Origin of the sequence: Glacieibacterium sp. (assembly GCF_965200405.1) — a bacterium.
Lineage (GTDB): Bacteria > Pseudomonadota > Alphaproteobacteria > Sphingomonadales > Sphingomonadaceae > Glacieibacterium.
Genome location: NZ_OZ241356.1, coordinates 469,184 through 490,795, shown reverse-complemented (window position 1 = coordinate 490,795; position 21,612 = coordinate 469,184). Strand labels below are relative to the sequence as shown.

At 67.0% G+C, this 21,612-nt stretch carries 20 protein-coding genes and 1 riboswitch; of the genes, 5 read left to right on the top strand and 15 right to left on the bottom strand.

Annotation, left to right across the window (positions count from 1 at the left end; translation table 11 throughout):
• Positions 1-24 precede the first annotated feature (24 nt).
• The 3 genes from ACOFKW_RS02220 to ACOFKW_RS02210 form a co-directional block, all read right to left on the bottom strand.
• Entirely contained in the window at positions 25-1,323 is a 1,299-nt protein-coding gene (locus tag ACOFKW_RS02220) for a PepSY-associated TM helix domain-containing protein (RefSeq protein ID WP_419815724.1), read from the bottom strand.
• Complete coding sequence (locus ACOFKW_RS02215; protein WP_419815723.1) at positions 1,320-3,425, bottom strand: TonB-dependent siderophore receptor; 2,106 nt, start codon at positions 3,423-3,425, stop codon at positions 1,320-1,322. Before ACOFKW_RS02215 ends, ACOFKW_RS02220 begins: the two co-directional genes overlap by 4 nt.
• A gap of 130 nt (positions 3,426-3,555) precedes the next feature.
• Positions 3,556-3,960 carry a hypothetical protein gene (locus tag ACOFKW_RS02210; protein WP_419815722.1) on the bottom strand — a complete coding sequence of 135 codons (405 nt, stop codon included), beginning with the start codon at positions 3,958-3,960 and terminating at the stop codon, positions 3,556-3,558.
• A gap of 586 nt (positions 3,961-4,546) precedes the next feature.
• Between ACOFKW_RS02210 and ACOFKW_RS02205 the strand changes: the two genes are divergently transcribed.
• Positions 4,547-5,350 carry a PEPxxWA-CTERM sorting domain-containing protein gene (locus ACOFKW_RS02205; RefSeq protein ID WP_419815721.1) on the top strand — a complete coding sequence of 268 codons (804 nt, stop codon included), beginning with the start codon at positions 4,547-4,549 and terminating at the stop codon, positions 5,348-5,350.
• 34 nt (positions 5,351-5,384) lie between these two features.
• Here the strand turns inward: ACOFKW_RS02205 and nikR are convergent, their stop codons facing one another.
• A complete protein-coding gene (gene nikR, locus ACOFKW_RS02200) occupies positions 5,385-5,858 on the bottom strand; it encodes a nickel-responsive transcriptional regulator NikR (RefSeq protein WP_419815720.1) in 474 nt (157 codons plus the stop codon).
• Between the two features lie 300 nt (positions 5,859-6,158).
• Between nikR and ACOFKW_RS02195 the strand changes: the two genes are divergently transcribed.
• The 3 genes from ACOFKW_RS02195 to ACOFKW_RS02185 all read left to right on the top strand — a co-directional run bounded on the left by ACOFKW_RS02195 (position 6,159) and on the right by ACOFKW_RS02185 (position 9,801).
• A protein-coding gene (locus ACOFKW_RS02195; RefSeq protein ID WP_419815719.1) for an IS5 family transposase occupies positions 6,159-6,913 on the top strand; the annotation gives its coding sequence in 2 pieces (ribosomal slippage) (positions 6,159-6,492 and positions 6,492-6,913; 756 coding nt in all).
• Positions 6,914-6,988: 75 nt separating this feature from the next.
• On the top strand, positions 6,989-9,019 hold the full coding sequence (locus ACOFKW_RS02190) for a TonB-dependent receptor (RefSeq protein WP_419815718.1): 2,031 nt from the start codon (positions 6,989-6,991) through the stop codon (positions 9,017-9,019).
• A 269-nt stretch (positions 9,020-9,288) separates the two neighbouring features.
• Complete coding sequence (locus ACOFKW_RS02185; protein WP_419815717.1) at positions 9,289-9,801, top strand: PEPxxWA-CTERM sorting domain-containing protein; 513 nt, start codon at positions 9,289-9,291, stop codon at positions 9,799-9,801.
• Between the two features lie 170 nt (positions 9,802-9,971).
• On the opposite strand, the gene ACOFKW_RS02180 is transcribed toward ACOFKW_RS02185, so the two are convergent.
• The 11 genes from ACOFKW_RS02180 to ACOFKW_RS02130 are packed head-to-tail and all read right to left on the bottom strand — an operon-like array spanning position 9,972 to position 20,664.
• The gene (locus tag ACOFKW_RS02180) at positions 9,972-10,520 is read right to left on the bottom strand and encodes a histidine phosphatase family protein (RefSeq protein WP_419815716.1); all 549 of its coding nucleotides are present in this window, start codon (positions 10,518-10,520) and stop codon (positions 9,972-9,974) included.
• Positions 10,517-11,311 (bottom strand): adenosylcobinamide-GDP ribazoletransferase, encoded by a 795-nt coding sequence (locus tag ACOFKW_RS02175; RefSeq protein WP_419815715.1) that lies wholly within the window; start codon positions 11,309-11,311, stop codon positions 10,517-10,519. The genes ACOFKW_RS02180 and ACOFKW_RS02175 overlap by 4 nt, the downstream gene beginning before the upstream one ends.
• A complete protein-coding gene (cobT, locus tag ACOFKW_RS02170; protein WP_419815714.1) occupies positions 11,304-12,293 on the bottom strand; it encodes a nicotinate-nucleotide--dimethylbenzimidazole phosphoribosyltransferase in 990 nt (329 codons plus the stop codon). The genes ACOFKW_RS02175 and cobT overlap by 8 nt, the downstream gene beginning before the upstream one ends.
• Complete coding sequence (locus ACOFKW_RS02165; RefSeq protein WP_419815713.1) at positions 12,290-13,750, bottom strand: cobyric acid synthase; 1,461 nt, start codon at positions 13,748-13,750, stop codon at positions 12,290-12,292. The genes cobT and ACOFKW_RS02165 overlap by 4 nt, the downstream gene beginning before the upstream one ends.
• Positions 13,738-14,664: an adenosylcobinamide-phosphate synthase CbiB gene (gene cbiB / locus ACOFKW_RS02160; RefSeq protein ID WP_419815712.1), complete on the bottom strand. Its 927-nt coding sequence runs from the start codon at positions 14,662-14,664 to the stop codon at positions 13,738-13,740. Before cbiB ends, ACOFKW_RS02165 begins: the two co-directional genes overlap by 13 nt.
• On the bottom strand, positions 14,661-15,428 hold the full coding sequence (locus ACOFKW_RS02155; protein ID WP_419815711.1) for an ABC transporter ATP-binding protein: 768 nt from the start codon (positions 15,426-15,428) through the stop codon (positions 14,661-14,663). The genes cbiB and ACOFKW_RS02155 overlap by 4 nt, the downstream gene beginning before the upstream one ends.
• Positions 15,425-16,396 (bottom strand): FecCD family ABC transporter permease, encoded by a 972-nt coding sequence (locus ACOFKW_RS02150; protein ID WP_419815710.1) that lies wholly within the window; start codon positions 16,394-16,396, stop codon positions 15,425-15,427. The genes ACOFKW_RS02155 and ACOFKW_RS02150 overlap by 4 nt, the downstream gene beginning before the upstream one ends.
• Complete coding sequence (locus ACOFKW_RS02145; protein WP_419816850.1) at positions 16,393-17,157, bottom strand: ABC transporter substrate-binding protein; 765 nt, start codon at positions 17,155-17,157, stop codon at positions 16,393-16,395. The genes ACOFKW_RS02150 and ACOFKW_RS02145 overlap by 4 nt, the downstream gene beginning before the upstream one ends.
• Before the next feature lie 5 nt (positions 17,158-17,162).
• The gene (gene cobO / locus ACOFKW_RS02140; RefSeq protein ID WP_419815709.1) at positions 17,163-17,774 is read right to left on the bottom strand and encodes a cob(I)yrinic acid a,c-diamide adenosyltransferase; all 612 of its coding nucleotides are present in this window, start codon (positions 17,772-17,774) and stop codon (positions 17,163-17,165) included.
• The gene (locus tag ACOFKW_RS02135) at positions 17,771-18,760 is read right to left on the bottom strand and encodes an aminotransferase class I/II-fold pyridoxal phosphate-dependent enzyme (protein ID WP_419815708.1); all 990 of its coding nucleotides are present in this window, start codon (positions 18,758-18,760) and stop codon (positions 17,771-17,773) included. Before ACOFKW_RS02135 ends, cobO begins: the two co-directional genes overlap by 4 nt.
• The gene (locus ACOFKW_RS02130) at positions 18,760-20,664 is read right to left on the bottom strand and encodes a TonB-dependent receptor plug domain-containing protein (RefSeq protein WP_419815707.1); all 1,905 of its coding nucleotides are present in this window, start codon (positions 20,662-20,664) and stop codon (positions 18,760-18,762) included. The genes ACOFKW_RS02135 and ACOFKW_RS02130 overlap by 1 nt, the downstream gene beginning before the upstream one ends.
• 148 nt (positions 20,665-20,812) lie before the next feature.
• A riboswitch (cobalamin riboswitch) is annotated at positions 20,813-21,020 on the bottom strand.
• A 94-nt stretch (positions 21,021-21,114) separates the two neighbouring features.
• On the opposite strand from ACOFKW_RS02130, the gene cobU reads away from it, so the two are divergent.
• Positions 21,115-21,573 (top strand): bifunctional adenosylcobinamide kinase/adenosylcobinamide-phosphate guanylyltransferase, encoded by a 459-nt coding sequence (gene cobU, locus ACOFKW_RS02125; protein WP_419815706.1) that lies wholly within the window; start codon positions 21,115-21,117, stop codon positions 21,571-21,573.
• The last annotated feature ends 39 nt before the right edge of the window (positions 21,574-21,612 follow it).

The window sequence follows — 21,612 nt, the reverse complement described above, 5'->3', positions numbered from 1 at the left end:
CCCGGCGGTACCGCGCCTGCGCTTCTAGGCTGCGGACCTTCGCAATCGACCGAGCAACTGGTCGAAGGCAATCAGAGCGAGCAACGAAGCGCCGAACAGGGGCAGCAGCAGGCCCAGCACGATCAACAGGGCAATCATCGCTCGTGGCGGCGGGCCGACGGTCGGTGCAGGCGCGCCGAAGCCGTTGCGGGGTCGACGTTTCAGCCACATCATCACGCCCAGCACGCTGAGCGCGAGCAGAGCCCCGGCCGTGACCACCCCGATGATCTGGTTGGCGATGCCGAACAATTGGCCCTCGTGCCAGGCGACGCCGGTATTGACGATCCGGTCGAGGAGATGCTGGTCGGCGAAGCCGGTCCGGGTAATCTCCGCACCGGTGGCGGGGTCGTAGCTGACCTGCCGATCGAGCTGCCGGTTCTGAGCCTCGGACTTTACCGTCCAGACATTGCCGGTCGGCGCGCCGAAACGCTGGGGCGCCTGCGGTGGCAGTACCGATACCGGAAACGCCATGTGCTCGGCCTGGGCCTTGGCGACGAAGACCGAGAGCGGCAGACCCTGCGGTACCGCGATGGGCGGCATCGTCATCGCGCCATGATGTGCGGCATGGCCGTCGTCGGCGCCGATCTTCCAATCCTGCGGTCCCTTGACCAGCCCGAGTTCGGTCCGGGCCCATTTGAAGGCGCCGCCCCAGGCGCCCGCCCACGGCAGGCCGCTGGCCAGCATGACCAGCACCAGTCCCGCGATCCAGAAGCCGGTGACGCGGTGGATGTCCTTGAGCAGTGGCCGGCCACGGCGTGACAGTCGCGGCCAGACCGTGCCCGCCATTTGCAGCTGGCGCGGCCACCATAGATACAGGCCGCTCAGGATCATGACGATCGACCAGCTCGCCGCCAGTTCGACCAGCCAGTCCCCCCAACGCCCCAGCAGCAAGGTGCCGTGGATGCGGGACACCGTCGCCTCGATCCGTGTCCCGGGATCGAGGCTGCCCAGCACCTGGCCCTGCGGCGACACATAGATTTCGCGCGGCGTGCCGTCCTCGAGACCGAGCTGGATCATCGCGGCGTCGCCCGGCTGTCGCGGCAGCCGATAATGATTGAAGCGCGCGCCCGGGTTGGCGGCAAGGGCAGCCGCTAGCTGCCGGTCGGCCGACACCGCACCCGCGGTCCCGAGGCCGCGATAGGCGCTCTCCTCCCAGCGGTCGATCTGCGGCTTGAAAAGATAGATCGAGCCGGTGATCGACAGGATCAGGATGAACGGCAGCACGAAAAGCCCGGCGTAGAAGTGCCAGCGCCAGATCGTACCGTAGAGGCGGGGATTGCTCATCGCTGGGCGGCTCCGAAGCGGTAGGCGACACGAACGCTGAGCGTCCGCGGTTCGCCCGGGAAAACCCGGTCCTCGGTACCGAGCGAATAGCGCGAGGCATTGTCGCTGAAGTAATAGGTCTTGTCGAAGAGGTTGCTCAGGGTCGCGTCGATCCGCACCGCGCCGACTTCGGTGCCGGCCCCAACGTCGAAGGTTAGATAGTCGGGCAGCGTGACCGCGCCGCCGTTGATCACCTTGCGGTCGTCAACATAATTGCCAAAGGCACGCAGCTCGACCCGGCCGACGGTGACCCGGGTCGCGGCGGTCACCGTGTTCGTCGGCGTTTCCGCCAGCCGCGCGCCGAGCAGCGCAGGTTCGCTCGACTTGCGAACCGTCGCATCGAGCCGGGCATAGCCGCCCTGCAGCCACCAGCCGGGCAGCGGCGACCATTCGCCTTCGAGCTCGAAGCCGCGAGTCTGGAACTGGCCGTCCTGCAGGTTGAAGCCGACATGGGCGGGATCGGGAACCCCGACGTTGTCGCGCCGGATCCGGAACGCCGACAGGGTGGCGCGGACCGTATCGCGGCTGAGGCGTACGCCGACTTCGGCCTGGTTCGAGGTCTCCGGCTTGAACGGCGTGCCGTCGAACCTGCGGTTGCCGGTCACCGCGCCAAGGTCGTAGCCGGTGTTGTAGCCGCCGAACACCGACACGCCGCTGCCCAGCGCATAGGTCGTGCCGAGCTGCCACGAGGTATTCCTCAGCTTGGCGGACGTCGTCGAATTCGAAAACGCCGTCGCGAAGATGTTGTCGTTGTCGGAGTCCGATCGGCGGACGCCGGCGACGACGTTCCATGCGTCGGTGAGGGCGATTTGGTCCTGCGCATAAAAGGCATGGCCTTCGAGCGTCGCGGTGGCGAGAAAGCCGAAGTTGCCGGTCGCCGGCCCGCAGCCATAGACCGGGTGCAATGCGTCGATGCTGCCGACGCCGCAGGTGACGGTCGACTGCATGCGAAACGGCACGTCGTCGTGGTTGTACTCGACGCCGAACAGCAGTTTGTGGCGGATACCGAAGGTGGTCACCTCGCCCGACAGGTCGAGCTGGGCGACGTAGAAGCTGTCGTGCTCGCCGCCGGCCCGTCCGGAGCGCTGGATCAGCGTCGGCTGGCCTGGCACCGGCGCCAGCAGGCTGGTCGACAGGGCGGTGTTGTTCCACTCGCTGTACTGGGCGCGCGGCGTCAGCGTCCAGGCATCGCCGAGCTTGAAGTCGACCCAGCCTTGCAGCAGCGGCGCGTTATTCTCCTGCAAATTGTACGAAGGCTCGCCGAGGAAGGTCGAACGCCTGACCGTCGCGACGCCGTTGCCGATCACCGTCCCGACCACCGGCAGTCCCGGATTGTTGGGCAGCTTGCGGTGCAGAAACTCGCCGACGAAGTGTGCGGAGATCGACGGGCTCGGCTTCCACGCCAGCGCCACGCCGACATTCTCGCGCTCGACGTCGATCAGATCGGTGAACGAGCCCGAGCGCTCGATCTCGCCGGTGACGCGGATACCGAGCGTGTCGGTGATCGGGCCGCCGACATCCAGGGTCGCTTGCTTCTGGTTGTACATGCCGCCGGTCAATGCGACCGACCCGGCGAAGGCGTCGGTCGGCTGCTTGGTGATTATCGAGATGATGCCGCCGACGCCGGCCTGGCCGTAAAGTACCCCCGACGGACCTTTGAGCACTTCGATGCGTGCGACGTCGGACAGCGCCGACGGGTCGGTGCCGTCGTAGAAGCGTTGGTAGATGCCGTTGCGGATCTGTTGCGGTGCGAAGCCGCGGATCCGGAGGGTGTTGCCGCCGAAGCCGCCGACGCGGCTGCGGGCGACGGTGGCCGACGGCACGGCGCGCAGCGCATCCTCCAGCGTGCGTGCGCCGCTGGCGACGATGTCCTCGGCCTCGACGACCTGGATGCTCTGCGGCACCCGGTCGATCGGAATGCCGGATTTGACGCCGAAATCGCCGGCCTTGGTGCCGGTGACGACGATGGCATCGTTGTTCAGTCGGCTCCGGCTATTGTCCTGCCCGATCGCGGGCACGGTCATGCAGAACGAAGCTGCGGATGCAGCGATCAAGAATTTCACGGTAGCGCCCCTGAGGATCGAAGCCGTGCCGGAGTGCAGCAAGGCCTCGCAAGATCTGAAAAGCCCATGCGCCACGCATCAGGAAGCCGGGCATGCCCAGTCCGTCGCCGCCGCGCCTGTGACCGATGGGTCAGGCTTTAGCCGGGGGGCCTCGCAGAAAGGGTCGAAGATGGGGCGTTGCCGGCGCATGCAGCGGCGCGACCGCACGCATGCCGAGCGCCATGACGAAAAGCAATGCGATCGCCAGCAGAACGGCATCGGCGGCGGCCAGCGCGGGCGCGGAAAGTCCGGAAAAAGCACACGGCGGCTCAGACTTGCCGGCCTGTCCGGGCTCGCTCGATTTGTCGTGGTCCATGCCCGGCATCGCCATGACCATCGGTCCGGCACCGGAGCAGATGCTGAAGGTGAACCGGCCGTCCGTCACGCTTGGCATGAAGCCGACCGGTACGATCAGCTTCATCGCCAAAGCCAGCAGCAGGATCAGGCCTGCGAGGTGGCGATTTGCGAAGACAAGGTAACGGGCGCGATGCACCATGCCGCTTTAGGGGCACCCGCCGCGATTGTCATGTGTGCGGCCCCACTGCGGTCCGAGATTCGGTCGAGCCATTCCGGAGGCGATCGCGAACCAGCCGGCCGCCCTGCGCGGCAGCGTCAGCCACGCAGACCAATTTTGACATGCGGGAGATGGTGCGTTCGCGAAACCGTACATTTATTGTGCCTGAACGAAAATTAACGTCGGACGAAGTGTGTAATTTCCAAGATTATCGAACATATCGAAGCATGAAACAAACCACGGCAAACATCATTCCAATCTCAATTAACAGATCAGGTGAAATTCGCTGTTCGTCGATTGATTGGCGATACGAATCTTGGCAGCCAAAGGACCACCATCCCCGCAATTGTTACATTTTTTAGTTGTGACCCTGTCTTAGCCAGACTTTCGGTTCGCCGCTAAACCAATTCAGTTTGGCGCTTTGACGCTTTTTGTAAGCAACTGTTATGATAGGCATAATTTTGCGAGGACGTCGCAAGAACGTTCGCGCTCGGGTCAATCAAAAGTTTAAGGCGGGAAAACACTCGTGGACAGCCTGTGCTCTGGCTCTCGCAGCCATCGACGACTATTGTCTAAAGCGTTTAAAGTTGCCTTCACCTGTGCCGCGCTGGCGGCAGCACTGCCAAGTAATGCCTTGACGCAATCATGGAATAACTATCGATGGGCGCGAACCGGTCCGCTCGATATCGGCGTCGGTGACAATGTCGGCGCCGGCTGGGACAATTATCTTCGCTCTGCGGCAACGTCATGGACCGCTGCGAAGAATATAGATTATACCGTAACCAGCGGGGCGACGAATGCCTCGGCCTGCAAAGCAGTCTATGGCGGCGTGCAGGTGTGCAACGGCAATTACGGAAGTACTGGTTGGCTCGGCTATACGACTGTCTGGCAGGCGGGTGGGTTCATCGTACAGGCGACTGTCAAGCTCAACGATTTCTATTTCAACCAGGCAAATTACAATACGTCTGCATGGCGTATGATGACGATGTGCCAGGAACTCGGTCATTCGCTTGGTCTGGATCATATCAACACGATCAATACCAACCCCAATACCGGTAGCTGCATGGACTACACCAACGACCCGAGCGGCACCCGCGGGACCAACGGTACTCTGGCAAACACGGCACCCAACAAGACCGATTTCAATGCGCTGAACGGGATCTACGCGACGGTCAACGCCACGCAACTTGCCTATACAAAGCCGACTTATTGGGCCGGGGCGGGGGTCTGGATCGACGGCGTCGGCGTCGATGCGGGCGGCAGCCTGGTGCCTGAACCTACGACCTGGATGATGCTCATCACCGGCTTTGGGCTCGTGGGCGCGACGATGCGCCGGCGGCAGCCAGGCCTGGCTCGAGCACTGACATCCTGAGCTAGGCGGCGTCGACCGCGCTCGCCGTGCGGCATCACCCTGGATGAGGCGAAACATGGCCTAGGTCATGATGATGATGATCGTCCGGGGCATCGTGATGGTCGTTCGGATCGACACTCACAAGGTTGATGGCGCCAAATCGCACGCCACGCTCGGCACGGATCGCGTCTGCAAGGCCCCGGACTTTGCCGACCGAGCCCTTGAGGATCATGGTCTCGAACGACGAGCTGTGATCGAGGATCACGTGCGTCGTCGCGACGACGAGGTCGTGGTTGGCGTGCTGCATGTCGAGCAGGCGCTGGGCGAGGGCACGGGTCCGATGATTGTAGATGTACGACAGGTTGGCGACGCAGTGCGTCTCCGCCGACCCCTCCAGCCGCCGCGTCTCGACGGCCTGGCGCACCAGGTCTCGCACCGCCTCCGACCGGCTTTGATAATTCTGGTCGCGGATGATCTGGTCGAACAGTCCTGCGACCTCGTCGTCGAGCGATACCGTTATCCGCTGCACCAACACCTCCATGCCGCCCCGGCGACAGTCGTTGCTCGCTGCGTCGTTGCAGCACCGTCGGCATAATTACGATCCGACGACCCACAAGGGCGCATCCCCGTCCCACTCCCGAACGTACTGCCCAGCAGCAGGTTTAAGCAAAATCGAACGATTTCGCATAAGGGTCCGACAATGGGGCGTTGCACTCTTCGGCATCATGTCGCCGCATGCGGACTGTTGGGCGCTAGGCTCAGGACCTATTAAACGGATTCCCACGGCGGTTACGATCTGATTCAATGTTGGCGCTGAGGAGGTGCCACGATGAGTGATCTGATCTGGTTGTCGGGGGCGCAGATGCGTCGGATCGAGCCACATTTTCCGCTGTCGCACGGGGTACCCAGGGTCGACGATCGGCGGGTGATCAGCGGGATCATCTTTGTGATCAGAAACGGCCTCCGTTGGCGCGATGCGCCCAAGGATTATGGCCCGCACAAGACGATCTACAACCGTTTCATCCGCTGGAGCCGGCTGGGGGTGTTCAACCGGATCTTCGCAGCGCTCGCAGCCAAGGGCGGCAAGCCCGACCAGTTGATGATCGACGCGACCCACCTGAAGGCGCACCGGACCGCTGCTAGCCTGCTCAAAAAGGGGCTCTTCCCCGATGTATCGGGCGCACCAAAGGCGGCCTGAACTCCAAGCTGCATGCCGTCTGTGACGGCCAAGGCCGGCCGCGGGTGATGCTGCTCACCGAGGGGCAGACCAGCGACTACAAGGGTGCAGCGCTGATGCTCGAGGCCCTGCCAAAAGCCAAGGCGATGCTCGGTGATCGGGGCTACGATGCCGACTGGTTCCGCGCCGCCTTGATCGCCAAGGGCATCGCTCCCTGCATCCCATCGAGGGCCAACCGCAAGGTACCAATCGACCATGACCGGATGCTCTACCGGCAACGGCACCGCATCGAGAACATGTTCGGCAAGCTCAAAGACTGGCGGCGCATCCACACCCGCTACGATCGCTGTGCCCACACCTTCTTCTCGGCCATCACAATCGCAGCATCCGTCATCTTCTGGCTATGATCAATGAGTCCTGAGCCTAGCCTGGCCTTGGCGTCGCCCGTGCTGGCTGAGGCCGCTGAACGAGACAGTCTCGCAGTGACTGGCGCGACTGCAGTTGCCAGCCACGCCGGGGATGTTTCAACGGGCGCGGACCTGGTCGGTACCGCCAACGACGACGCCAACACGATCGTCGTCTATGGGCGGGCGATCAATCTCATCGGCATCGCCCAGTCGGGATCGCAAGGCACCGTCGGTTATGAAGATTTCCAGAACCGCCCCCTCAGCCGCGTCGGCGAATTGGTCGAGAATGTTCCCGGCCTGATCGCCACCCAACACTCCGGCTCGGGCAAGGCCAACCAGTACTTCCTCCGCGGTTTCAACCTCGATCACGGCACCGACCTCGCCGGCTTTGTCGACGGCGCGCCGATCAACATGCGAACGCACGGCCACGGCCAGGGCTATATGGATCTAAATTTCCTGATCCCCGAGCTGGTCGAGAAGATCGACTATCGCAAGGGTCCTTACTTTGCCGATGTCGGCGACTTCAGCGCTGCCGGCACGGTGATGTTCAAGACCGTCGACATGCTCCCCAGTCCGATCGCCGAGGCGCAGGTCGGCATGTACGGCTATTACCGCGGACTGGTCGCCGGCAGCTTTGGCCTCGGCGACGGCAATCTGCTGATGGGCATCAACGGTACGCTGTCGGACGGGCCCTGGGTGCTCGATGAAAAGCTCAGGAAGATCAACGGCCTCGTCAAATATTCACAAGGTACGTCCGATCACGGATTCAGTATCGAATTCAACCCCTATCGCTCGACATGGCAGGCCACCGACCAGGTCCCCGAGCGCGCTATCGATACCGGCCTGATCGACCGCTTCGGGAATATCGATCCTTACCTCGGCGGCGAAACGACAAGGCTGTCGCTGTCGGGGACCGGCCATTACGGCAACACCGAGGTCAGCCTGTTCGGCGTTTATTACAACTTCCGACTGACCTCGAACTTCACCTACTTCCTTGTCGATCCCGTTCACGGTGACGAGTTCCAGCAAAGGGACGAGCGCGGCGTCTTCGGCGGCCGGATCAAGCACGAGATACCCGCGACGCTGTTCGGCCGTGACCTGAAGATCACCATCGGCGGCGATGCGCGCTACGACGATATCGGCAAGGTCGGGCTCTACAACAGCGAGTTCGGGCGTATCATCGGCACTGTCCGCCAGGACAAGATCGATGAATATAGCGGCGGCGTGTACGCCGAGGGGCAGTTGGCGATCACCGATCGGCTGCGCGCCACGGTCGGCGTGCGCGGCGATATCGTCGGCTGGAACGTGCGCTCCGACGACGCGCGCAACTCGGGCAAGGGGCACGACTCGATTGGATTGCCCAAGGTCGCGCTGGCATGGCGCGCGACCGATCACCTCGAGCTGTATGCGAATTACGGGCAGAGCTATCACAGCAACGACGTGCGCGGCGCGACGGTGCAGTTCGACCCCGGCACCGACACGCCGGCGGGGCAGACACGAGTGCTGGCGCGCGCGACCGGCTATGAGGCCGGCGCCCGCGCCGATTTCGGCCAGTTCAATGCGACGCTGGTCGCCTATCGGCTGAAGCTCGCCAGCGAACTCGTCTTCGGCGGCGACAGCGGCACGACCGAGCCCCAGGGCGCGACCCGCCGCTATGGCGGCGAAGCCAGCCTGTTCTGGCATCCGCTGCACTGGCTGACGCTCGATGGTTCGGGCGGGATCACCCATGCCCGCTTCGTCGATGCACCGGGCCAGGACCGTATCCCCAACTCGGTCGGCGTCGTCGTGGCCGGCGGCGGCACAATCGCGGTGACCGACAAGATCGCCGTAACGGCCCGGGTGCGCCACTTTGGTTCGGCGCCGCTGATCGAGGACGACAGTGCGCGCTCGCGACCGACGACGTTGGTCAACGCGGGTGCCTATTGGCAGGTCGGCCGCACCAAGCTGGCGATCGACGTGCTCAACCTGTTCGATGCGCGCGACAACGACATCACCTATTTCTACACGTCACGCCTGCAGGGCGAGCCCGCCGAAGGGGTCGACGACTATCATCTCCACCCGGTCGAGCCGCGACAGGTCCGCGTCACCGGACGCTACATTTTCTGAGTAAAGCCGGCTCTCGTCCGGCAATGGCGCCAGGCCGTCACCGCTTTTCGACGGGGCTCGGGAGCAAGTTCGACTGCCGTCTGCGGGACGGCATCGGCCTGTAAATGCTGCGGATTTCGTCGCCCCGTGCTGCAACCGTTAACGATTACTAACCGTATTCCTTTCCAGGACATTAACGTCCGGATTTGGGAGGATCAGCTGTGCGGAAATATCTGGTTGGGATAGCGATAATCGCGGCGACGTCAGCCGTAGCGCCGGCATCGGCCGAGGTGAAAACGGTCGGGCTCGGCGGCGTCAGTTTCTACGACACGCCATATACCTATGACTTTGGCGGCGGAAACTCGGTAACCTTCACGACGGTCGACAAGGGCTTCTCGTTTGCTCCCGCCGGTGTCTCGACGGGCGGGTCGACGCAGATCGCCAGTCTCGGTGCGCCGTTTTACGATCCTGCGCAGCCGACGTCCTACTTCTCCAACCGGGGCGGTACCATCGGACCCGACACGCTTGCCCAGTACGTCGGCTATTCGGCACCGGCCGCCATTGCGTATTCGATCTCCGACAGCATCATCGGACTGCGTTTCGATCTGGGCCAAGGATATCAGTATGGCTACGCTCAGATTGCTGGCTCGACGCTGCAGGGCTTCCGATTTGAGACGACGCCAGGTCTAGGCGTCAATATCGCTGCCGTTCCCGAGCCCGCCAGCTGGGCACTGCTGATCTCTGGCTTCGGCATCATCGGCTTGGCAATGCGCCGCCGCCGGGTTGCTGCCGTAACCGCCTGATTTGACGGAGTGCGCCTGACCGCTTTTTCGGATGTTGCCGAGAGAGCGGTCAGGTTGCTCAGTGGCAACTGCGCGCGGTTAATTCGGAACTGCGGATCGTCGCCGACGATCGAGGTTGGCGAACGATGATCGGTCACGCCTCGTGATTGTAAGCTGACCCGAGTGCAAGATCAGCGATCCATCAATGGTGTGGTGGACCCATAGGCAGGTACCAGTGCCAGCCACTCGTGGGGCGGCTGGTCGGCACCTCGACCGAGGATCGCGGCGATCGGGCCGCCGTGGCTGACGACGGCGATCCGCCCGGCGGGCAGGCGGGCCAGCGCCAGCATCGCGCGGTCGGCAAGTTCGCTCGTGGTTTCGCCGCCGCCCGGGCGGAAGCCGTCGGGATCGTCGATCATGCCGTCCATGGCGCTGCCGGTCGCCCGGTAGATCGTCGACCAGCGCATGCCCTCCCAGGTGCCGAAGTCGCGCTCCTGCCAGGCGGGATCGATGGCGGCGTCGAGACCGGTGCGCGCAGCGACCAGCCTGGCGAGCCGGGCTGTACGCCCCAGTCCGGAATGGACGATCGCGTCGGGACGCCACGCCGCGATCCGGGCAGCGACCTCGACGGCGTGCAGCGCGCCGCGCCGGCTCAGGCCAGCGTCGCTGCGCCCATAGCACCGACCATGCCAATAGCGCGCGACTTCGGTATGGCGAACCAGCAGGACCTCACCGCTCACCGGGCCGCAGCGGCAAGCAGGAGCAGCAACTGTCCGACATAGGCCGCAAAGCCGAGGCAGTCGCCGGTGCTGCCGCCGATGCGCCGCAACAGCAGCCGCCTGAACCAGGCGACGAACACCGCCGCCAGCGCGACCGTGATCGCCAGCCGCGTGGGGGCTGCCAGCCCATAGGCCAGCAGGCCGGGGAGCGCAGTGACGCAGGCGAACATCAGCGTCGGCCAGCCGACATTCGCAGCGACGTCCCTGGCGAGGCCCGGGCTGGCTGCGGGTGGCACCACGGTCATCACGCCGACCGCGAGCAACCGCCCGAACGTCGCCGAGGCGATGATCGCCACCCCCGCGGCAACCGGCGGCAGCGACGACAATAGCGCGATCATCAAGGCGGCGCGGAGCAGCAGCGCGAGGACCAGCCCGAGCGCGCCATAGCTGCCGATGCGGCTGTCCTTCATGATGCGGCGCACGTCGTCCGGTGCGTGGCCGCCGCCAAAGGCATCGCAGAAGTCGGCGACCGCGTCCTCGTGGAACGCCCCGGTCAGCCGCGCCTCCAGCGCCAGCGCCAGCGGCACCGCGACGAACGCTGGCCAAAGCTGGTGCCCCGCGAGCGCGATCCCCGCCGTGATCGCCCCGACCAGCGCCCCGACCAGCGGGAACCAGGCGACGGCGCGGCCCAGTCCGACATGGACGACGGTCGGCGACAGGCTCGCCGTGCCCGGCACCGGCAGGCGCGTCAGGAACTGCACCGCGAGCAGCGGCGGTGCCCAGGCCGGGCAGCGCTCCCGCACCTCAGGCACCGAGATCCGACAGCAGCGCAACATCGCTCAGCAGCGCCGCCGCACTGTCGAGCATCGGCAGGGCGACCAGCGCGCCGGTGCCCTCGCCCAGCCGCATCCCCCAATCGAGCAAGGGTTCGAGGCCGAGTGCGGCCAGCGCCGCCGCATGCCCCGGTTCCGCCGACAGGTGCGCCGCGATCATCGAGCGGGCGGTGCCGGGTGCGAGGCGCTCGGCAATCAGCGCCGCCGCGGTGGCGACATAGCCGTCGAGCAGCAGCGTCGCGCCGGCCGCCGCGCCGGCTGCGAAGAACCCGGCCATCGCGACGATCTCGAACCCGGCTACGGCAGCGATTGCGGTCTGGGCTTCCGCCTCCATTCGCGCCCGAGCGACCGCCGCCGCGACGATACCCGCCTTGACCGCCAGCATCGCGTCATCGGCTCCAGCGCCGCGACCGACGGCGATATCGACCGGAATGTCTGCCAGCAGCGCCGTCAGGCACGCTGCCGCCGTGGTGTTGCCGATGCCCATCTCGCCGGCGATCAGCACGGCATGTCCCGCGGCCGCAAGTCGTGCCTCGTCCGCGCCGACCGCCCAGGCCGTTTCGAATTGCGCTGCGGTCATCGCCGGGCGGAGCGACAGGTCGGCGGTGCCTGGCGCCACCGGGGCGGCGACGTAGAAGTCCGGGTGAGGAGGCTTCGGCGGGGAGACCGCGCCGACATCGACCAGCCGGAGGTCGCAATCATGTGCCCGGGCGAGGGCGCTGCTCGTCGCTCGACCTGCGATGATCGTCGCCATCATCAGTCCGGTTACCGCCGACGGCCAGGCCGAAACCCCCTGCGCGGTGACGCCGTGATCGGCGGCGAACAGCACGATGCGGCGCGGGCGGGTGACAGGATCGAGCCGGCGCTGGATAGTCGCCAGCCGGGCTGCCAGCATCTCCAGCCTGCCGAGGCTGCGGTGCGGCTTGGCAAGAGCGTCGAGGCGAGCCCAGGCGTCGATCATGCAGCAGTCCTTGCGATGGCGAGCAGCGCTTCGGTATCGACATGCTCGGCCAGCGCCGCTGCCAGCGTATCGAGCGCGGCATCGACCCGCTGCGACTGGTCGATGCCGTCCGAGACAGCGCCAAGCTGTGCCAGCCACGCCGCACGCTGCGCTGGATGGCCGAACAGGCCGTGGATATAGCAGCCCGCCACCCGCCCGTCCGGGCTGATCGCACCGTCGAACGATCCGTCCTTCAATCTCAGCAGCGGCGCGGTTCCGGGCGCGACGACGGTACGGCCGGAGTGGATTTCATAGCCGTCGAACGTCGCGCCGTCGCCGACGCTGGTGCCGGTCACTTCGGTGAGGGTCTTGTCGCCGGTGAACAGCGTCTCGACCGGCAGATAGCCCAGCCCGGCCACTGTTTCCGGAGCGCCTTCGACGCCCTGGGGATCGGCGATGCTGGTGCCGAGCATCTGGTAGCCGCCGCAGATGCCGAGCAGCCGCCCACCGCGCCGGACGTGTGCAGCGATATCGATGTCCCAGCCCTGCGCGCGCAGGAACGCCAGGTCGGCGATCGTCGCCTTGGTGCCCGGGATGATGACCAGCGCGGCGTCGGCGGGGATCGGCTGGCCGGGAGGCACCATGACCAGTCGGACGCCGGGCTCGTGCAGCAGCGGATCGAAGTCGTCGAAGTTGGCGATACGCGACAGCATCGGCACCGCGATCGTCACCGCTCCGCCGCCGCGGGCTGCGGTATCGAGCACGACCGCGTCCTCGGCGGGCAGTTGCCGCGCCGCCGCGAGCCACGGCACGACGCCGAGGCCCGACCAGCCGGTGCGGCGCGCGATCTCGGCATAACCGTCGTCGAACAGGCGTGGGTCGCCCCGGAACTTGTTGATCAGGAAGCCGCGGATCATCGCCGCATCGTCGTTGTCGAGCACCACCCTGGTGCCGACCAGCGCGGCGATGACTCCGCCGCGGTCGATGTCGCCGACCAGCACCACCGGCACTCCGGCGGGCCTCGCGAAGCCCATGTTGGCGATATCGCCAGGGCGCAGGTTGATCTCCGCCGGGCTGCCCGCGCCCTCGACGATGACCAGGTCGACGCCGACGCGGAGGCGCGCATAGGAGGCGAGCACGGCGCCCAGCAGCTCGCCCTTGCGCTGCTGATAGTCGGCGGCGCGCAACTGGCCGAGGACGCGGCCGTGGACGACGACCTGCGCCCCGGTGTCGGACTGCGGCTTGATCAGCACCGGGTTCATGTCGGTCGTCGGTGGCGTCCGGCAGGCCAGCGCCTGCAGCGCCTGCGCCCGTCCGATCTCGCCGCCATCGGCGGTCACGGCGGCGTTGTTCGACATGTTCTGCGGCTTGAACGGGCGCACCGTCAGCCCGCGATTGGTGAACAGGCGGCACAGCCCGGCAACCAGCACCGACTTGCCGACGTCCGACCCGGTGCCCTGCAGCATCACGCTCGCCATGCGACAACCCCGACGATCAGCCATAGCAGCAGGCAGGCGAGACGATAGATGCGCAGTGCCCGCGCCAGGTCGCCGGCGTCGGGGCCCGGACCGCGTCCCATCGGCGCGCGCCAGGCGGGCTCCCCGTCGTAGCTGACCGGACCGCCGAGCTGGCGCCCCAGCGCCCCCGCCATCGCCGCCTCCGGCCAGCCACCGTTTGGCGACGCGTGGTGGCGCGCATCGCGCAGCATCGTGCCGAAACCGCCGCCGCCGGCGATTGCGATCAATACGCCGCTGATCCGCGCGGGGATCAGATTGACCAGGTCGTCGGCCCGCGCCGAAGCTCGGCCGAAGTCGCCGTAGCGTGCGTCGCGGTGCCCGATCAGCGAGTCCGCTGTGTTGATCGCCTTGCACGCCAGCAGGCCGGGGAGCCCTGCGACCAGGAACCAGAAGGCGGGTGCGACCACCCCGTCGCAAAAGCTTTCGGCAAGGCTTTCGGTGGCCGCCAACGCAACTCCGGTCTCGTCGAGCTTCGCCGTATCGCGGCCGACGATCGCGGCGACTGCGACGCGTGCCGCCGACAGGTCGCCGGTGCGCAGCGGGCGCAGCACGGCGCGGACATGATCGTCGAGGCTGCGCTGCGCCAGGCCGGTGGTGGCGATCAGGACCAGCACGGCGATGCCCCAGCCCCGGCCGCACGCCGCGGTGATCGCCCAGCCTGTTCCGCCCGCGACGGCGACCAGCACCAGCACCACTGCCACGCCCGCCGCTCGCCGCTGTCCCCCCGCGCCGTGATTCCAGCGCCGCTCCATCGCCTCGATCAGCCGCGCGATCCAGCTCACCGGATGCCCGATCGCCGCCAGCAGCACTGCGGGATAGCCGAGCACCGCCTCGGCGATCAGCACCGCCAGCAACTGCTCGGCGCGCGCGGTCATGTTCGATGCGTGGCGATGATGAAGCGCTGGCCCCCGGGCGTCTCGCCGATATGCGCGGCGACGCCGTAGGTCCGCTGGATCAGCTCGGGGGTCAGCACCGCATCCGGCGGCCCCTGCGCGATCACCCGCCCATCGCGCATCAGCAGCACATCGTCGGCGACCCGCGCCGCCTGGTTGAGATCGTGGAGCACGACGATCACCCCCGCGCCTGCCGCGGCGACCGCACGCAGGCTGTCGAGCCCGTCGAGCTGGTGCGCCGGGTCGAGGTTGGCCAGCGGCTCGTCGGCCAGCAGCCATTCGGGCTCCCCGGCGAGGACCCGCGCCAGCAGGACGCGGGCGCGCTCGCCGCCGGACAGGGTGTTGACGGTGCGTCCGGCAAAGCGCGTCACGTCGGTCGCCGCCATCGCGCGCGTCACTGCCGCCCGGTCGGCGTCGCTGTCCCCCCAGCGGCCCCGGTGCGGGAAGCGCCCGAGCTCGACCAGCGTCTCGACGTCGATGTCCCAGTGCACGTCGCCGATCTGCGGCAGGAAGCCGATACGACGCGCGAGTTCGCGGCGCGGCAGGTCGGCGCGCGCGGTGCCGCCGACCAGCACGCGGCCGGTGTCGGCCTCGCGCATGCCCGCCAGGCAGGCCAGCAATGTCGACTTGCCGGCGCCGTTGGGGCCCAGCACCGCAGTGACGCGACCGGGCGCGAAGCTCGCGGACACGGTGTCGAGGATCAGCGCGCCGCCCAGCGTCAGCGACAGGGTCTCGGCGATCATCATGCCAGCTTCCTCCGCATCCGGAGCAGCAGGACGAGGAAGAACGGCCCGCCGAGCATCGACATGGCGATGCCGAGGCGAAGCTCGCTGACCGTCGGCGCGAGGCGGACGAGGCTGTCGGCCAGCACCAGCAGCAGGGCGCCGCCGATAGCGGAGGGCAGCAGTACCGCCGAGGGCCGGTGCCCGGCGAACGGCCGAACGAGGTGCGGCACCATCAGCCCGACGAAGCCGATGATCCCCGCTGCGGCGACCGAGGCACCGACGCACAGCCCGACGCCGGTGACGATCAGCCATTGCAGCAGGCGCGGATCGACACCCATCGAGCGTGCGGCCGCCTCGCCCAGCGTCAGCGCGTCGAGCGACCGCGCGGTCAGGCCGAGCAGCACCGCCCCGAGCGTGATGATCGGCAGTGCGATCCAGACATCGTCCCAGCTGCGATCAGTCAGCGCGCCCATCAGCCAGGTGACGATCTGCGAGGTCGCGAACGGCGTCGGTGCAAGGCTGATCGCCAGCGCCGTCATCGACCCGGCGACGCTCGACAGGATCACGCCTGACAGCGTGAAGACGATCAGGCTGCCCGATCGCCCCGCCAGCAAGGCCAGCAGCGCCATCGCCACCGCCGCGCCGGTCAGCGCGAATGCCGGCAGCAGCAGCGCCGACGCGGTATAGCCGAAGAACAGCGACAGCACCGCACCCAGCGCCGCCCCGGCCGACACGCCGAACAGCCCGGGATCGGCGAGCGGGTTGCGAAGATAGCCCTGCATCGCCGCACCCGACAGGCCGAGCGCCGCACCGACCGCCGCGCCCAGCACGGTGCGCGGCATCCGCAACTCGAAGATGATCAGCCAGCGCGGGTCGGTGGCGTGCCAGGCGCTCCACGGCAGCCAGACCTTGCCGGATATCAGCGACAGCAGCATCGCCGCGACCAGCGCCACCGCCAGCAGGATGTTGAAGCGAGCGGCGCGGCTCATAGCGACTTCCGCACGGCGGCGAGACGCCCGACCGCGTCGATGATCGTCGGGCCGCCACAGTGAAGCAGGCGTTCGGAATAGCTGCGGACGGCGATGCGCCGGCTCAGCGACTGGAGCACGGGGTGTCCCAGCATGCGGTCGTCGTGGCCGATGTCGCCAACAGTGAACAGCACCCGCGGCGGCTTCGCCACCAGATATTCGAGCGGCAGCACGTCCCAACGCTTCAGGCCGTAGTCGCTGCTGAGATTGTGGAAGCCGCTGACCCGCAGCAGCTCGTCGGCGAGGGTCGCCGTGCCCGGCACCAGTCCGCCGCCTTGCCAGATCAGCGCCGGGATCGCCGGGCTCGCGGTGCTGGCGCTGCGCACGGCGGCGTCGATGCGGGCGACGAGGCGGGTGCCGCGCTCCGGGTGCCCGGCGGCGGCGGCGATGGTCAGGATCTGGGCGTTGCTCTCGGCGATGCTGTCGGGGACGGGCAGCTGGATCAGCTTGATGTTCATGCGGCGCAGCGCGGCGATGGTCGAGGGCGCGACATGCGCGCCGGCGATGACCAGGTCGGGGGCCAGCGCGACGACTTCCTCTGCAGTGCCGGACGTCGCCTTGAAGCGCGTGGCGAGCGCCAGGTCGATCGAGGTGGCGCGCGGGTTCTGCGAATAATGGCTGATACCGGCGATCTCACGGGCGTCGGCGACCTCCATCAGCACCGCATCGACGCACGGGTTGATCGACACGATACGCGGCGCGGCCAGCGCCAGGGCGATCATGGCGATCAATATTCGACGCCCTTCTGTGCCTTGAAGCCGGCCTTGAAGGGGTGCTTGACCTCCTCGAACTCGGTGACGAGGTCGGCGATTTCGATCAGCTCCGGCTTTGCATTCCGCCCGGTGATGCAGATGTGCTTGGTCAACGGGCGGGCGCTCAGGAACTCGACGATCTCGGCGATCGGCAGCGTGTCGTGGCGCAGGACGATGTTCAATTCGTCGAGGATGACGAAGTCATAGGCGGGGTCGAGGATCAGCTCCTTCGACCGTTCCCAGGCGGCGCGGGCGGCAGCAATATCGCGAGCGCGGTCCTGCGTGTCCCAGGTGAAGCCCTCGCCCATGACTTCGAAGGTCAGCAGGTCGGGCTGCGACTGGAAGAAGTTCTTCTCGCCGGTCTCCCACGAGCCCTTCACATACTGAACGATGCCGACCTTCATGCCCCAGCCGAGGCTGCGGATCGCCATGCCGAAGGCGGAGGACGACTTGCCCTTGCCGTTGCCGGTGTGGACGATGAGCAGTCCGCGCTCCAGCGTATGCCGCGCCTGGATCCGCTCGCGCGCCGCCTGGACGCGCAGCATCCGGGCGTTGTGCCGGGCGAAATCGTCTTCTGTCTCGGTCATGATTGCCTCAACGCATGAGTGAGCCTGGTCCAGTCGGCAGGCAGTCCGATCCGCAGACGGCGCGGGTTGGCGGTTAACGGGCGGGTCAGGATAGCGTGTCCTGCAAGATGCTCGAACACGGCACCGGCGTCGGGGGTATCGACGAGCCGGAACAACATCGTCCCGCCGGCGATCGTGAACCCGGCAGCCTGCAGCAAGCCGTCGAGGTGCGTCTTCGCGCTTGTCAGCCGCAGGCGCTGCCCGGCCTGCCAGTCGATGTCACGGTAGGCAGCGGTGCCGACGACGATCGCCGGACCGGAAATCGGCCAGTCCCCCAGGCGCCGGCGCAGGGCCGCGACGATGCCCGGCGGGGCGACGACGAAACCGAGCCGCAGTCCGGCGAGCCCGAAGAACTTGCCGAACGAGCGCAGGACGATCAGCCCGGGTTGCGGCGCCAGCGCGACCTCGGGGGTCGCGTCGACGAACGCCTCGTCGACGATCAGCCAGCCGCCGCGTCCGGCGAGGCTGGCCGCTGCTGCCGCCAGGACCACCGCATCGACGACGTTCCCATCGGGATTGTTGGGCCGCGCCAGGATCACCGCGTCACAGGTCTCGGCTGCCGCCGCGATCTCGCCGGCGCCGATCGTCGTGACCGTCGCCCCATCCCACATCGCGACATGGCCTGAATAGCCTGGACCGACGACCGCGACCCGCGCCGCGCCGATCACAGTGGCCAGCAGCCGCAGGCCGATGTCGCTGCCGGGTACTGCGACCGTCGCGGCGGGGTCATGGCCGATCGTCGCCGCCGCCGCAGCCTCGAGCCCGGCAAGTGCCTCCGGACCTGGCAGCGCGGTGCACGCCAACGGCTCGACCCGCGCCGGATAGGCCCAGGGACTGATCCCGGTCGACAGGTCGAGCCAGTCGTCGCCGCCGTAGACCGCGCGCGCCAGGTCGAGACGCCCACCGTGAACGGCGAACTCCGCGACCGAGGCGCGCGCTGCCGGCATCAGATGTGCAACCGCGCACCGACATAGGCGGCGCGTCCCGGCGTGCCGTAGCGGAAGATCGTCTCGTACTTCTCGTCGAACAAATTCTCGACGCGGCCGAAGACCTCGATGTTCTTGCCGACCGGCAGCGAGGCGCGGATGTCGGTGAGCACATAGCCCTGGACGCGGCGGCTGTTGTTGGCGGTATCGAAGCTGGCACCGACCATGGTCACCGTCGCACCGGTCTCCAGCCCGAACGGCCAGCTGTAATCGACCAACGTGCTGGCGCTGTTCTTCGGGCGCCGGATCAACTGCTTGTCGAAATTGGCGTTGCCCGGCGAGCGGTTGCGCGAATCCGTGTAGGTGTAGTTGGCCTGGAGCCGCAGCGCATCGACCGGGCGCAGTGTCAGGCCCAGCTCGACGCCTTCCGCCCGCGCCCGCGCGACGTTGTCGTAGGTGCCGAACGGGCGGCCCGTGCAGATCCCGGTCAGCGGCGTGAAGCACGAGATGAAGTTGATCAGGTCGCGCGAGTTGCGCCGGAAATAGGTGGCGCTCGCCTCGATGCGGTCGTCGACGAGGCGCTGCGTGACCCCGGCGTCCCAGCCCCTGGAGCGCTCGGGACGGAGCAGCTGATTGCCGTACTCGCTCTGCAATTGATACAGCGACGGTGCCTTGAAGCCCTCGCTGTAGCTGGCGCGGATCGTCGTGCCCTTGCCGCCCGGCGTGTAGACGCCGCTGGTCGCCCAGGTCGTCGCGCCGCCGAAGCGGTCGTGGTCGTCATGGCGGACGCCGCCGGTCAGGGTCAAATTGTCGATCGGCGTGGCGAGCAGCTGGCCATAGACGCTGTTGAGCCGGGCATGGCCGCGCGTCGTCGTGTTGAACCCGCCGCCGGTGGTGTAGTGCGAGGTTTCGCGCTCCAGCCCGCCGGTCGCCTGCCAGCCCGTCGCGATGTCGAAGACGCCCTGATACTCGATCCGCTGGTTGCGACCCTTGGAGGCGAAGGTCTCGGTCGGAGTACTGTCCGGGTCCTCGTTGCGGCGCTTGGTGTCGGTGTAGGCATAGCCCAGGCGGTTGTGGAAACGTCCGTCGAACAGCGCGACGTTGAGCCCGGTGTAGCCGACCAGCTCGCGGGTCCGCGAGACTTCGCGCGTGTCGCCGAAGGCAAAGGTCGGGGCCGGGAAGCCGTCGATGCCGACCTTGCCGTTGCTGTACCAGCCGCGCGCGTCGATCGAGACGGCGTCGCTCAGCGCCAGGTTGAGGTTGGCGTTGGCGCCGAAGTTGCGGTAGCCGTCCTTCTCGTTGCCGCCCCGCGCTTCGCTGAACGACGAAATGCCGTCGGTGCGGAAATAGCCGGCCCCGGCGCTGGCGGACAGCGGCCCCGCCTTGCCCGAGATGTTGCCGACCAACTGGCCGGTGTCGCGATAGCCGTACTCGCCTCGGACATTGACGGACAGTTCCTCGGTCGGCGGCGTGGTGATCATGTTGACGACGCCGCCGATCGCCTGGCTGCCCCACAGTACCGACTGGGCCCCGCGCAGCACTTCGATGCGGGCGATGTTGCCGGTCAGCAAATTGCCGAAGTTGAAGCCGCCACCCGGTGACGACGGGTCGTTCAGCTTGACGCCGTCGATCAGCGCGACGGTCTGGTCGCTCTCGGCGCCGCGGATGAACACCGAGGTGCTGGTGCCGACGCCGCCGTTACGGGCGATGGTGACGCCCGGGACGGTGCGCAGGATCGCGGCGACGTCATCGGTCTGGCGGCGGACGATCTCGGCGGCGTCGATGACGGTGATCGATTGGCCGACGCGGCTGAGCGGCTGCGGCGAGCGGTTGGCGGTGACGACGATGGAGTCATCGGCCTCGTCGGCATGAGCGACGGCCGCGAGTGATACGGCTGCGAGAAAAACGACGGAATACGAGCGCATGGTGCCTCCTTGTTCAACACAAGGGGTCACGCGCGCCAAAGGCACGACTGCGTAGCCAGTGAAACGGTCGAAACCCATCACGCGCGCCACCCCGTTCGATGTCGTCACGCGAGGAGAACCTCGATCGCACGGATAACCACGTCCGCGCAAAGGACCGACCGCGACAGGCAGGTCTCCTGGCTCCCGGGTCGACACGTCCGCTCCGCCTTCCCGGAAACGCGAAGGTTTCCAGTGGCACGATGGAGCGACCGCTCGCCGGTCACAGTTGCGGGTACAGCCCCGGTCTACAGACACGATGTCCGCTTCCGGGTTCCCTATTATTCCCATTTCTGGGAACCTGTCGCACCGCCTCGATATGCGGATGACGCGGCGGAGGCAAGTGTGACGGACAAGAGCGTTACTTTTCTGCTTGGCGGCGCGCGGTCGGGCAAAAGCCGGCTGGCGCAGCAAATGGCTGAGCAACAAGCCGAAAAGTCCGGGGCGAGACTGGCGTACCTGGCGACCGGACAGGCCTTCGACGAGGAGATGTCCGAGCGCATCGCCTGTCACAAAGCCGATCGTGGCCCCGCGTGGCGAACCATCGACTGTCCGCTGGACCTGCCCGCTGCTCTGGCGCGCGAAGCCGTGCCCGGACAGGTAGTGCTGGTCGACTGCCTGACATTATGGACGAGCAACATCCTGCTCGCGGGTGATGACATGAAGCGGGCGAGCGACGATCTGCTCGGTGCACTGGGCACAGCCGGGTGTCCGGTCATCCTGGTGAGTAACGAGGTCGGGCTCGGCATCGTCCCCGACAATCCCCTCGGTCGCCGGTTCAGGGACGAGGCCGGTCGCCTGCACCAGCGGGTCGCCGAAGCTGCCACCGCCGTGCTGTTCGTCGCTGCGGGGTTGACGTTGCGGTTGAAGTAACCGGTCGAGATCTGGTCTCGCGATCGACCGTCGCCGGCG

Bases quoted from the DNA above. Each gene is read 5' to 3' on its own strand.
- cbiB (WP_419815712.1), bottom strand. From the start codon at position 14,664: ATGACCGCGCGCGCCGAGCAGTTGCTGGCGGTGCTGATCGCCGAGGCG.
- ACOFKW_RS02145 (WP_419816850.1), bottom strand. From the start codon at position 17,157: ATGATCGCCCTGGCGCTGGCCGCGCCGCGTATCGTGTCGATCAACCCG.
- ACOFKW_RS02135 (WP_419815708.1), bottom strand. From the start codon at position 18,760: ATGCCGGCAGCGCGCGCCTCGGTCGCGGAGTTCGCCGTTCACGGTGGG.
- ACOFKW_RS02210 (WP_419815722.1), bottom strand. From the start codon at position 3,960: ATGGTGCATCGCGCCCGTTACCTTGTCTTCGCAAATCGCCACCTCGCA.
- ACOFKW_RS02150 (WP_419815710.1), bottom strand. From the start codon at position 16,396: ATGAGCCGCGCCGCTCGCTTCAACATCCTGCTGGCGGTGGCGCTGGTC.
- cobO (WP_419815709.1), bottom strand. From the start codon at position 17,774: ATGACCGAGACAGAAGACGATTTCGCCCGGCACAACGCCCGGATGCTG.
- ACOFKW_RS02220 (WP_419815724.1), bottom strand. From the start codon at position 1,323: ATGAGCAATCCCCGCCTCTACGGTACGATCTGGCGCTGGCACTTCTAC.
- cobU (WP_419815706.1), top strand. From the start codon at position 21,115: ATGGCTGAGCAACAAGCCGAAAAGTCCGGGGCGAGACTGGCGTACCTG.
- ACOFKW_RS02165 (WP_419815713.1), bottom strand. From the start codon at position 13,750: ATGGCGAGCGTGATGCTGCAGGGCACCGGGTCGGACGTCGGCAAGTCG.
- ACOFKW_RS02155 (WP_419815711.1), bottom strand. From the start codon at position 15,428: ATGATGATCGCCGAGACCCTGTCGCTGACGCTGGGCGGCGCGCTGATC.
- ACOFKW_RS02130 (WP_419815707.1), bottom strand. From the start codon at position 20,664: ATGCGCTCGTATTCCGTCGTTTTTCTCGCAGCCGTATCACTCGCGGCC.
- cobT (WP_419815714.1), bottom strand. From the start codon at position 12,293: ATGATCGACGCCTGGGCTCGCCTCGACGCTCTTGCCAAGCCGCACCGC.